This is a genomic window from Micromonospora sp. LH3U1 (assembly GCF_028475105.1).
GTDB lineage: Bacteria > Actinomycetota > Actinomycetes > Mycobacteriales > Micromonosporaceae > Micromonospora.
Genome location: NZ_CP116936.1, coordinates 2789274 through 2801794, shown reverse-complemented (window position 1 = coordinate 2801794; position 12521 = coordinate 2789274). Strand labels below are relative to the sequence as shown.

At 65.4% G+C, this 12521-nt stretch carries 5 protein-coding genes and 1 pseudogene; 3 read left to right on the top strand and 3 right to left on the bottom strand.

Annotation, left to right across the window (positions count from 1 at the left end; translation table 11 throughout):
- The first annotated feature begins 25 nt into the window (after positions 1-25).
- Together PCA76_RS12720 and PCA76_RS12715 are read left to right on the top strand one after the other, a co-directional pair.
- On the top strand, positions 26-3340 hold the full coding sequence (locus PCA76_RS12720) for a tetratricopeptide repeat protein (RefSeq protein WP_272617834.1): 3315 nt from the start codon (positions 26-28) through the stop codon (positions 3338-3340).
- 186 nt (positions 3341-3526) lie between these two features.
- Positions 3527-5734, top strand: coding sequence for a hypothetical protein (locus PCA76_RS12715; RefSeq protein ID WP_272617832.1), 2208 nt, complete (start codon positions 3527-3529; stop codon positions 5732-5734).
- A gap of 495 nt (positions 5735-6229) precedes the next feature.
- Here PCA76_RS12715 and PCA76_RS12710 read toward each other — a convergent pair whose 3' ends face one another.
- The 3 genes from PCA76_RS12710 to PCA76_RS12700 form a co-directional block, all read right to left on the bottom strand.
- Positions 6230-8062 (bottom strand): hypothetical protein, encoded by a 1833-nt coding sequence (locus PCA76_RS12710; RefSeq protein WP_272617830.1) that lies wholly within the window; start codon positions 8060-8062, stop codon positions 6230-6232.
- Between the two features lie 837 nt (positions 8063-8899).
- Positions 8900-11680 (bottom strand): tetratricopeptide repeat protein, encoded by a 2781-nt coding sequence (locus PCA76_RS12705; protein ID WP_272617828.1) that lies wholly within the window; start codon positions 11678-11680, stop codon positions 8900-8902.
- Positions 11681-11856: 176 nt separating this feature from the next.
- The gene (locus PCA76_RS12700; RefSeq protein ID WP_272617826.1) at positions 11857-12234 is read right to left on the bottom strand and encodes a hypothetical protein; all 378 of its coding nucleotides are present in this window, start codon (positions 12232-12234) and stop codon (positions 11857-11859) included.
- Positions 12235-12403: 169 nt separating this feature from the next.
- On the opposite strand from PCA76_RS12700, the pseudogene PCA76_RS32820 reads away from it, so the two are divergent.
- Positions 12404-12517 (top strand): annotated as a pseudogene (locus PCA76_RS32820) (hypothetical protein); the annotation flags it as partial.
- Positions 12518-12521: the final 4 nt, after the last annotated feature.

Here is a 12521-nt window from a genome sequence, read left to right as displayed (position 1 = left end):
CAACCCTTCGCGAAAGGCGGCTCCGGTGGATCGAGCTCTCCGGCAGAAGGTCACGGTAACCAGCGGCTTCGGGTACGGCATAGATGGCGCCGACCTGCACGTCTTCCAGGACGGCAGTCCGGTGTACCGATTGCAGCGGTGGCGGCCTGCGCCCGACCCGGATCCCGAGTGGCTCCGCGAACTGCCGAGTCGAATGCTAAATGCGCAGTTCGAGGTAGTGGATTTCACCGGCCGCGCTGACGAGCTTGCATCCCTGCACGCGTGGCTCCGCGGCGGGCCACGGCTCGACGTCCGCTGGTTGTACGGGCCCGGCGGGCAGGGCAAGAGCCGCCTGGCCGGCCGGCTCGCCCGGGACGCCGAGGCTGACGGATGGCGGGTGATCACCGCTGTGTACGCCGCGGGCTCTGTCATCGACTCCGGGGCAGAAGACTTGCGTCTCGATGGTGCCGTCGGTCTGCTAATAGTCGTTGACTACGCCGACCGCTGGCCACTGTCACATCTAAACCTGCTGCTCGGCAACGGTCTGCTGTTCCACCTCGCGGTACGCACTCGCGTGTTGCTGCTGGGCCGCAGCGCGGACAGCTGGACTGGCGTACGCCAGAGCCTGGAGGCACGCCAAGCCGGCGGATCGGCGCAGGCGCTGCTGCCGATCCCGAACGCGAGCCCGGACCGGGCGGAGATGTTCGATGCGGCGCGACGCGGTTTCGCGCGACGTTACGGGCTCACCGCGCTGGACCGGCTGCCTGTGCCCGGCGCGATTGACCGGGTTGAGTTCGGGCTGCCCTTGGCGTTGCACATGTTCGCCCTTGTCAGCGTGGACGCCGCAGTTTCCGGCCGACGGGCGCCGGAGACAATGTCGGACCTGACCGTCTATCTGCTCGACCGGGAGAGCCGGCACTGGGCGGTTCTCTACGAGGAACAACCAACCGTCACCGCAGGTCGCGCATACCGGACGGAGCCGGAAACGATGGGCCGCGTCGTATTCACGGCGGCACTCACCGGCACGGTCCCGCAGACGGTCGGTGCGGGCGTACTGAGCGGGTTCGCCGCGTCCGGCGATGTCCCCCAGTTGCTCGAGGACCACCGCTGGTGCTACCCGCCCGTGGCGGCCGACGGCGACACGGTACTGACGCCGCTGTACCCGGATCGACTCGCCGAAGATTTCATCGCGCTGACCACTCCAGGGCACGACATCGCGTACCCGGCGCACACCTGGGCAACGCAGGACATGGCGGACCTTCTCGCTCCGGACCACGAGGCCTTACGGCCAGCGCACACCGCCCGCACCATGATCTTTCTCGCCAGTTCCGCGCAACGATGGCCGCATCTGGGACCGGCCGGTTTCTTCCCGCTGCTGCGCTCGGAACCGCGCCTCATCCAAGTCGGCGGGTCCAGTTCGCTGATCGCCCTAGCCAACACTCCCAGCGCCGACGCGTCGCTCCTCACGGCGATCGTGGACGCGCTGCCGGCCAGTCCGGACCCCGACCTGGATCCGGGAATCGCGGTACTGGCCATCCGGCACACCGAGCAGCGCCTCGCCGCCGACGACACCCCCTCGAACCAAGCGACACTGCACGCAGCACTCGGATGGCGGCTGTCGAACGCCGGCCGTTACGAGGAATCCCTCACCCGATGGGAGCGTACTGTCGAGATCCTGCGGGAGTTGGTCAGTGACGATCCCGCCTTCCGCCCACGACTGGCCCATGCCATCGCCGGCCAGGCCTCCGCAATGACCAACCTGGGCCGGCACGTCGCCGCGCTGAAAGTCAGCGAGGAGGCAGTCACGATACGCCGCGAATTGGTTCAAGCAGATCGCGAACCACACCTCCAGCACCTCGGGGAGTCGCTCAACAACCACAGCATCGTCCTCTCCGACCTACACCACCACGAGGAGGCGATGGCCGCGGCGCGGGAAGCGGTCGAGATCTACGAGGAACTCGTAACCCTCTCGCCGGCCGCTGTGACCACACTGGCCGTCACCCTCACCACAGCAGGTAATCTCTACAGCGCCCTCGGCCGACACGCCGAGGCCCTGGCTCACCATGAGCGGTCGCTGTCCATCCGCTGTGACCAGTTGACAAACCACGTCACCGGAGGCCACGACACCGCGCTGTCGTTGGTCAACCTCGCAGTCGCCCACACTCGTCTCGGCCAGCACCGGGAGGCAGCCGGGACCGGTCAGGCGGCGGTCGACATTTACGTCAGGCTCTGTGAGGCAAATCCCGAAGCGTTCCGGTCGGAACTTGCGACGGCGCTGAGCAACCAAAGCGCATACCACGGGCGCCTCGGACGCCTCGACGAGGCGGTGCGCCAGGCGCAGGAGGCCGTCGCCGAGTACCGCACGCTCTTGCGACGCGACGAAGAGGCGCACCTACCGGGCCTCGCTGGCGCGCTCAGCAACCTCGCCTCCCAACTGGTCCGCGCCGGCCGCGGTTCAGCCGGGATCGAAGCCGCCGAGGAGGCGGTCACGACGAACCGTCTCCTCGTGGACGCCCAGCCTAACGTCCACAGGAGCGCCCTCGCCGTGTCCCTGGGCACGCTCGGATCCGCGTATGCCGAAGTTGGTAGAGAGAAGGAGGCCATCTCGTCGACCCGCGAGGCAGTAAGTCTGCTGGCCGGACTGGCTGAGGCGAACTTCGCACGGCACGGCCACGAACACGCCAAGGTTCTCAGCAATCTCGGATTTTTGCTCATCAGCGTCGGCGAACAATCCGATGGCCTACGGCTGACCACGACCGCGCTAACGGCGCGCCGGACCCTCGCGGCGGCGGACCCCCACGCACACGCCGAGGACCTCGCAATCTCGCTCCAGAACATGGTGGCGGCGTTGGTTGCCACCAACCGCCGCCCGGAAGCGGAGCCGTACTCCCGCGAGGCCGTCGCGCTGTTCCGCAGCCTGGACTCGGAGAACCCGATCGCGTTGGGGATCGCCCTGACTGACCTGAGCAATGTCCTCGCCACCCGGTCCAGGCCCCGCGACGCCCTGCAGGCGAGCACCGAAGCGGTCGCTGTCCTGCGGGAATCGCACCCCACCCCCACGCGCACACTGGGTCTAGCACGAGCACTCAAGGCGCAGGCAGGGCACCTGCTCCTCCTCGACCGGCACGGTGACGCCCTCGCCGCCAGCAACGAGTCGGTGCAACTTCTGCGGACACTGGTCAAGGCCGATCCCATCCGGTTCCGACAGGATCTCGCGCATACCCAGTTGGTGTTCGGCATCGTGCGGATCGTCAGCCGCAAGGAGTTCGGGCGCGGCGTCGCCGCCGTCGGGTCGGGCGTGTGGCTCCTCGCCGCCAAGCAGCGTCGGCGAGGAACGTCGAGTGCGCCCACAATCGAGTGAAACCAAGACCGCCGCAGTCAACGCGATAGGCAGAGTACGTCGGCACTCTGAAGAGCATCGCCAACATCAGCGCCCGGACGGCGAAAGTCAGGGCCGCGCGACCTTCGTCCACCCAGCCGTAGACCGCCGGACATATTGAGACTGTTGCGTCAAGATCAAGTGACGTTAGAGTATTAGGGTGCAGTCGTGGCGATCATGGCGATGACGACCGGCCAGCGATGGGACCTGTTCGCCCGGCTCGTGCAGCGCGCTGTTGCGTCCCTCGACGGCCGGACCCCGACCCCCATGGTCGCGGAGTCTTCCGTCCAAGTGCCACCCACCCGGCTATGGGCGCAGGCGGTGATGGTGGCGCCCGAGGCGTTCGGCGAGGTGCTCGCGAGCCGGCTAACCGACGGCCCCGTGGTGGCGATCCCGCCGTGGGAGAGGCTGAACAGCCCAGTTCCCCGTCCACGACCGTCCCGCACTCCTTACGCCAACACCTATGAGATGGTCCTAGCGGAGTGCGCGCCTGCGGATCCCGAGTCGGTGATGGCGGCCATTCTTCCAGGGGCAGCAGTGGAGTCGCGTACGACTGCGGATTGGCGTGCCAGACTGGGCGAACAGTGGCAGGTTCCCTTCGTCATCTATGCCACGAACGTCTTCGACGATGTCGACCCCAGGTTCACGGTCGCGGCGATCGTGCTCCGCGCCAGCGCCGACCGTCAGCCCAAGCCGACGCGCATCTACCGGATCCCGGCGGAGGGCGAGCCGGACGCGATCGCGGAGGACTTCGAGCGTGTGCTGCGGGCCAAGGGCGGTCACCGGTTGAAGCATGGGTATGCGACCCGAATACCCGTCGCTCCGGCGGACGGCTATGGCTTCGATCGCAACGATCCGGCTGTGGCGAGGCGGCAGCAGGCGTGGGCGGAGTTCGGTCAGCTCGTCGCGCTCAGCGAGCTGTGCGAAACCCCGGATGGCCGAATCAACCTCACGCTCGACCGCAAGCTTCTCAAATCGAATCGTGAACCGGGAGCGGCTCGGGTTCTGCGCGCCCGGGATGTGCTGCGCGATGGCACGCTCGCACCATCGGAGGAGGACGACCTGTGGGCCGCCGTAAGCGACAGCCAACTGCTGCGCCAGGGAGACCTGCTGGTCCGCCGGATCGCGCGGCGTAACGACCCGAGCGGGCTGCTGGTCGCAGAGGTGTCGGAGGCAGACCTGCCGGCTGTTGCCTCGGACATGCTGCTGATCCTGCGCCCGCGCGCTGGCGTTTCGGACACTCAGATCGAACTGCTCCGGCTCTTTCTCGGCACTTCGTTCGCGAAGACCCTGGTAATGCTCGACAATCCGATGCATATCCCGCTGACTGGGCTTCGCGAGCTCCGGGTTCCCCAGCCCGACAAAGCACTGACGTCGGCAATTAAGGACCTAAAGCATGCGGCCGGTCAGTTGGAGGCGTGGCGGTCGGAGGCCACGTCGCTTCTGGAGACCGTGTTCCTCGACGAGCCCCGGTCCGCCCGCAGCCGCCTGTTGGAATCAGGGCGACGACTGCGGATGCGGACGCAGGCCGCCAGCCTTGTTGACGACTTCCCATACGCCGTTCGGACGAGGTACCCCTATCCCATCGCACTGCGGTGGCGCCACGTCCACGTTGCGCTCGGTTCGGACCCGGCCGAGACCGTGCTCAAGCGAACCCTGAGAATGGCGGAGGCCGTAGCGACCTACGTCGCGCTCCTCGGCGTGGTCGCGGCCCGGGAGGCGGGCATCTCTCTCGGCGCAGTCGGCAGCATCCGCGCCAAGCTTCAGTCCGGCCGCGGCACGACCTTTGATGACTGGCTCGACGTGCTCCTGGGACTCCCCAAAGGACTCTCGCGGCTCCCGGACTCGGCGCCCCTCATCGAGGTACGCGGCTACTGGAACCGTCCAGGCGTCGCGGAAGCGTGGGAGCGGCTTAAGGCTAGCCGTAACGACGAGGCCCACGAACAGGAGGACGACGTTGACGAGGCGTTGCAGCAGTCACAGGTCGACCTTCAGACTGTACTCGCGGCCGCCGAGTTCCTCTGCGACCTGAAGCTCATATATGTTTTCAACGTAAGGTACGACTCACTTGCAGACACGTCGACCGTCAGATATCGAGAGATGATGGGCGATCACTCGGTCGTACCGGCGCAGACCTTGGAATATCCCGGCCACATTGAGGACAGCAGCCTCTACATCAAGGACGAGCGCGGCCTCTATCTGCTCCGGCCGTTCATCCTCGGTCTGATCTGCAAGAAGTGCTCCCAGTGGGGGACGTTCCACGTCTCTAAGGTACCGAAGGGGACCGACGACGTTCTGATCAAGTGCCTGGACCACGAGCACCCACGCACCATGGACGGCCTCCGCGAGCCCCTACGACTCGTCGGCCTGCTGTAACGCCTGCGCTCCCAGCACGGTCACCACCAGCGCCCCGATGTGGCCGGGTCCGTTGTAATGCGCCAGGTACTCGCCCAGCACGGCGAGAGATGCAGCGTGCTGAAGATCAAGATTCGGTCCGGACACTCCCGCCGTGCCGTGTGCACCCTGCGCGCCGCGCGGCTGCGGCTTACCGGTCCAGGTTGCCCAGCGCCTGCTCGGCTAGCCGCTGTCGGACGCCCAGTCCTGATCGCACCGCTGGAACGTTGCCTCCGGTCCGGCGGACTCGGACTCCGCCCACGCCCCTACGTTCCGATGAACGACGAACCGGCGTCAGGCCCAAGGCGGCTACCGAGCCGCCGAACGCGATCGTTGGAGAGCCACAGATTGACCTACGGTGACCTCTGCTTCTCTCCAGAGCGTCAGGAGGTCGAGGCCGCAATGATCGCCGTCCAGGCGATGAGGGAACGTCGCGCGGTTGGATCGGAGACCGCTTGGCGTGGGTTTCTGGCACGGCTAGACATCCTGGTTGACACCTTCACGACGCTGTACGAACTCGCGATGGACATCGACGGTGCCGTCCGCATCGATCGTGAGCGCAAACCAGGTACGGGCGGTCGGAGGTGCTGACGCAGGCAGGGAGACCGAGAGTCGCCCGCGATCCGTGGGGACTGAGATAGATGGATGAGCGTCGCCCAGGGCCGCGCCTGGGGTATATGCCCAGACCTCGATATCAACGCGCAGGCGAATTGCGTTCCCACCCTGCCTGATGATCATCTTTTCGGGCTCTCGACCGTCGAGCACGTCTCTCAGGAGTTCCACGTGCTCACTGGATGGCTGCTCATGAAAGACATGCTGCTCGCCGTCGCCTCTCCTGACGTAGGCATGTAGGTCCAGATCCGGGACCACCGAATCCCAGTGAAGCTCGAGCGTTGCCTCCTGGGTGGCGAGCTTCGGCTTGGGCGGCGGCAGCGCTGCAGTGATCTGCTGTTGGAAGCTGTCGCAGGCCACGGCGCCGGGACGCAGGTAGTCGTGCACCTGTGCCCGATGCCGCCGCCTCTGTGGGACGTAGGTAATGGCCGATTGGCTCACCGGACCGTATGCGGCCAAGATGACCAGCGCGTTGGGCAGGCCTCCGCTGTAGTCGGCCAGCGCCTGTCCAGGATTCTTGGCGGCAGGGCGTAGGTATTGCTTTGCTTCGACCGCGAGGAGCGTGTCGCGTTCCAGGTCTGGTCCTGCTAAGAACCTGTAATCCGGCTGAATGCCCCTTTTGCGGGAGGCACTAATTGGAGCGTGGTACGGCGACCGCATCTCGGCCCAGAGCTGGACGGGGCCTGCAGTGCTGTCCATGTCCGCTATTGGGGTGGCCCGGAAGGGAAACGCCAGTACACCTTCGTGGACTCTGAAGGTCAATCGCCCGGGAAGGGCCTTGTCGAACTCGGTCACCAGCCACGCCGAGTAGAACTCGTGGCGCTTGCCCCAGATCGGCAGCGCAAGCACCTCCTCGAGAGCCTCGCGCACGACCTCTGCTTCGGTCTGCCGCCAGTCGAGGTCGTCGAGCCAACCACGCAACCTCGCTGCGATCCGGTTCCCGTAAAACCGACCCTCGGCCGCCTTCGCCGTCTCCGAGTGCAAACCGAACAGTCGATGAGGGAGCCAGCGCTCGGCGTCACTAAGTCCAACGACTTCGGCGTCAGCCGGCAGCAGGTCTCGGGTGCCAGGCCAAAGCGAGCGACGGTCAGCAGCCAACGATCTGGCTCGGTCGAGGTACGCGCGCAGCACGGCCATGGTGTCAGCCACCGCAGCGTCGAGCGTCGGAGCTCCGGTCGGCGCTGGCGCCGGAAGGCTATTTGGCCAGAAGCCTGCGTCATAGGTCGCGGCCCACGCTTCCAACTCTGGCGACAGATTGCTGATCGGAGCTGAGAATGGAAACCTCCATAGCTGGTCGAGCGTGATCTCGAGGCGCAGCACCGACTGAATGCTGCTCTGAGTCACCCGTACCTGCTCACGGAACGCGGAAAGCAGGACGTCAAGCTGGTCGTCCTCGGAGAACTCGTACACGATCCTCAGACTGTCTTTGGTTGCGCTCGCTGCGGCGATGCGTTCGTACAGCCGGAGTAAATCGGTCATCATCATCGCGAAGGGTTGTAGATCACGCAGCACCACGCGTACAAGAGCCTCCGCTTGCACACCTACCCGGTCGAGCTCACGGGCTACCTCCCGACCCGCGATCAAGCCGAACTCGGTCTTGACACTACGGACCAAATCCGCGTCGTAGTCACGCGGACGTAGTTGCCCGAGTTGACAGAGCCGCCTCCATAGGTCAGCAGCAGAACCGATATGGTCCACAACCTGCAGGTTACAGTGCGCACTCTTCTGCTCGCAGCAACCACATCGCCGCGCGACCGAGCAGCCCGAGCACTCCACAGCCGATGACGAGCCCGATGACGGCAAAAACGACTGAAGCAATCAGAGAGCGTCGCGCAGCGGCGAGGTCGCCAGCCAGGCGCAGAGAAGGCGGGCTGCGGCCGGGAACATCGAAATGGCGATCTCAGCCACCTGGCGGCGGATGTTGTGCAGGCTCACCGCCCATTGCCTCGGCCTGCCGGCCGCCGCGGACCACTCGTTGTGTTGAGCACTCAACCAAAGTTCTTGCACTGGGCGGGATGCGAGGCTGAGCAGGCGATCCTCAATCGGCGCACTCTCGGTTCCACACCAGACTCTCTCGTGGCAAACGAGGAGATTCGAACCGAGGAGCACCTCATGTCGAGCTTCGTTCAGGGCTTGTCATTGCTTGTTACCATCCGTAGCCGTCCCAGGCATGTCATTGACTGTCAGAAGTAGCCACTGAGCTGCACAGACACGATCAAACAATAATCGCTCCTTGTCACTGGTGGTTAGCATCGGGCAAGGGTTTTCGGGGGGTAAAACGGGGGCAGACCAACACCACGTTGCCGGGTCGTACCGCTCCCTACTCCCCCGCGTGAGGTAAGCCAGGTGAGACCTCCGCGACCGGCTGCCAACTCGCGTTCGCCGTTTAGCAACTGCCCGTGCGGCCGTTGCGGATGTCCGCACCAGGTGGGTCAGACACGGTTGGACTACGTGCGCCGCCTGCCCAACGGCCACGCCCGTGTGCGGCTCAGAACCCGTCGAGCAGCGGGCTGGTACCCCACCAGCACCCCGCGGTCAGACCTGTTTGCCGCCGAACCTTGGGGCATCGGGCTCCGGTCCCCTACGAGTCTGTCCGCCGGTTTTGCTTCCTGTCCTCGGCGGCGATGCCTTCGTCCGCCAGTAGCCGAACTTAACCGCGGCGGCCTGCGTGTCGAGATGGTTCAGGCCGAGGAGCCGAACCCGCTCTCGGTACAGGTCGCCATATGCGCTTGCCGCTCCGCTGGCGTCCCCGGCCTGCTCCCGCCAATAAGCAAGGTTGCCACGAGCGACCATGCAATGAGGGTGATCGGGGCCAAGGACTCGCAATCGGTCAGCGAGCACCTCCGCGAAGGCCTTCGCCGCGCCAGCGGCATCACCTGCCTTTCCCTGCCAATGAGCGAGGTTGCCGCGTGCGGCCAAGGTGTGCGGATGGTCCAAGCCGAGAACCCGCACCCGATCGGCAAGTAGTAGCCGGAGTGCCGCGACTGCACCCGCAGCCTCTCCTGCCTGTATGTGCCAGTACGCCAGAGCTTCTAGCGTCCGAAGAATATCGGGGTGATCGGCGCCGAGGGCACGCACCTGGTCAGGAAGCAGTTTACGGAGTACCTCAGCCGCCCCAGTAGCGTCCCCAGCTTGCCCGTGCAGATCAGCAAGGTTGTTGCGGGTGAACATGACGTCAGGATGAGTGGGGCCGAGGACCCGCGACAGATCGGGGAGTAGCTCGCGGAGCGCGAGAATTGCGCCTGCTATGTCACCAGCCTCTCCCCGCCAGGCGGCGAGGTTATGCCGCGTGGCGAGCGTCTCAGGGTGATCAGCGCCGAGGATGCGAACGCGATCGGGCAATAGCTCCTGAAGCAACTCCGCTGCGCCAGCGGCATCGCCAGCCCGTCCACGCCAGTTAGCGACGTTATGCCGTGCGCCGAGGGTCTCTGGATGGTCGGGGCCGAGGACTCGCAGCCGATCCAGGAGCAACACTTCAAACTCGGTCACCGCACCAGCAGCATCGCCCACTTCTCCGCGCCAGAAGGCAAGGTTGCCGCGGGTCAACAGGGTTCCAGGATGATCGGGACCGAGGAGCCGCAGCCGATCCACGAGCAACTCCTCAAAAGCCGCCACCGCACCGGCAGCATCACCCGCCTGCCCCCGCCAATGGGCGAGGTTACCCCGGGTCGCCAGGGTGTCGGGATCGTCGGGGGCGAGGACTCGCAGCCGCTCCACGAGCAGCACTTCAAACTCCCTCACCGCACCAGCAGCATCGCCCGCTTGCCCCCGCCAAAAGGCAAGATTACTTTGGGTGTCCATAAGATCGGGGTGGCCACCGAGGGAACGACTTTGATCAATAAGGAGTTCGTGCAGCCCTCTGTCTGCAGCCTCAAGATCACCAGCAGTCCCCTGCCAGTTAGCCAGGCGACCACGGACCTCCAGGGCGTAGGGGTGATTGGGGCCGACAAGCCGATTTAGGTCAGCCAGCAACTGCGCAAGCAGAGCAGCGGCACCAGCCGCATCCCCAGCCCTTCCCAACCAGTTGGCGGCACTGCCGCGGGTGAACAAGGTATGCGGATGGTCCGGACCGAGACGTCCAGTCGAAATATCCTGCAGACTCTGGAAGTAGTCGCGGGCAGCAGCTACGAGCCCTGCTTCCCCGAGGCTGCTTCCGCTCCGCAGCAGCACGGGATGCACGCCAAAATCGGCGTCGACGAGGCTGCTCTCGCTCACCGCCTGCAACACGGCTGTGTTGGCTCTGAACGCCTGGGCGAGGGTCCCGACGTCTCCACGAGCGGGCCATGACAGCAGGAGGGCATCAGCCGCGACCCGCGCCAGGGTGTGCAAGACGATAGCCGACGTAGCCTCCCGGACAACGCGTTGCAGCATGGCGTGTACTCGCACGCTGCGACCGCTGCTATCTAGGCTCGCGAGGCTGAGACGGTGCAGCAGGCGCAGCGCATCATGTGTGTCATCGTCGTCGATCGGCCGCCCGACTCGCTCAGCAACGTAGGTGGTGACGGCGTTGGTGGTGAACAGCTCGGCGGGGATTCCGTTCGGGTCGAGCTGCGCAGCCAGTTCCAACATTGGTCGCGCCACGCCTCGCGTATGTTCGTCGGCCGCGTCGATTGACGGATTCCAGGTGAGTCCCACTGGCGCTGCCTGGTCGTCGGGTAGAGCGTGCGGTGCAAGGTCATGAAGTCGGCGGCGCCTCAGTCTCTGTCGGTACTGTGAGCAGGTCAAGTCCTGGTCAATGAGGTATGCAGCGGCCTGTGCCAGGGCCAGCGGTAAGTGACCGAGATCTTGGGCAAGCGCTTCGGCCTCATCGGGACGGTGCGGCGCATCCGAGAGTTTGCTTCGTAGATACTGGGTCGCCTCGTCGGGAGTGAACAGACCGACGTCAATGACGTTCCGGCCAGCTAACAGTGCCGCATCCCGCCGTCGTGTAGTCATCACCACGTGACCGGACGGGGTATTGGGGGGCCATAGGCCCAGTAGATCCGCGGGATCGACGAGGTCGTCGAGGACTACTAGCCATCTGCGCGGCGTGCTGGCCAGCCAGGCCAGGAACCGGACTGCCCCGTCGTTGGAATCTGGATCTACGACGCCGGTCACTTCAGCAGCAGCCTGCGCGTAACGAGCAATTAGCGCGGTACGCGAGGCGGCGGTGACCCATACGAGGAGATCAAGTCTTCCCTCCCGCCACCAGCGATCTGCCAGTGCGGCCGCAGCCTGCGTCTTGCCAACACCACCCGAACCAGTCAAGACCTGGCCAAGCGCCAGCCTTTCACGATGATGATCAACCAGCGCGGAGGCTAGCTGCGCGTCAGCCAAGCGGTTCAAGCGTCCCTGCGCCGACGCAGGAAGGACACCGACTCGGACCGGCCAAGTCACCGAGCGCGGCGGCAGGTGGAGCTGGTTGACCTGAACCCCTTGATCACCAACCTGCACGCCCATAGCGCGGCGCGCATCGATGGTCCACCTCGTTTCACCGAACCCAGCCGATGCCATCAGTTGAACGAGTTGTGTTGGACGTTATGGTCACCAAGCTGCACGCCCCGCGCCTCGCGAAGATCCGCCATGTAGCGACTTACTCCTAATTCCCGCGGATCGGCAGAAGAGAGAATGGCCCGGGCAGCGGAGAGAACTTCCTCATCACGGTCAGCGTTCGCCTCGGCCAGCGCCGCACCCAGCTCCGTTCGCCATTCACCAGAGGCGACCTCAACTCCATCGAGCGCCTCAACTGCTCGGTTTCTGCCCGCCAATCGCTGACGCAGCACGTCCCGCAAGTCTGCATACGCGTCGACCACAAGCGCCTTTGCGGAGTCGGACACGCCGGCACCAGCCCCTGCCGCCAAGGCGGCAAGGATCATCTCGACACCAGTCACCACGTCACCTTTCAGCACGCCAACGACACATTGTTGCAGGGCTCTTCAAGGCCGCTGCCCACACCGACCCCGGCTCGCGCCATCGGGCGCGACCAGGAACAAAGACCCGCCGCCTCAAGGCTCCTGCTCGCTAAGCTGTACGGAGACATCCGCCGCCAGAACCTAACTCCTGGCTGAACACCTCCCTCGGCTGATCGCCGAGTGGGACGCTCCGCCCGACTGGTGGTTTCTCTGGTTCCGCGACCCAGATCAGCACCTGCGTCTGCGCATCGCCCTACCCGAACCGT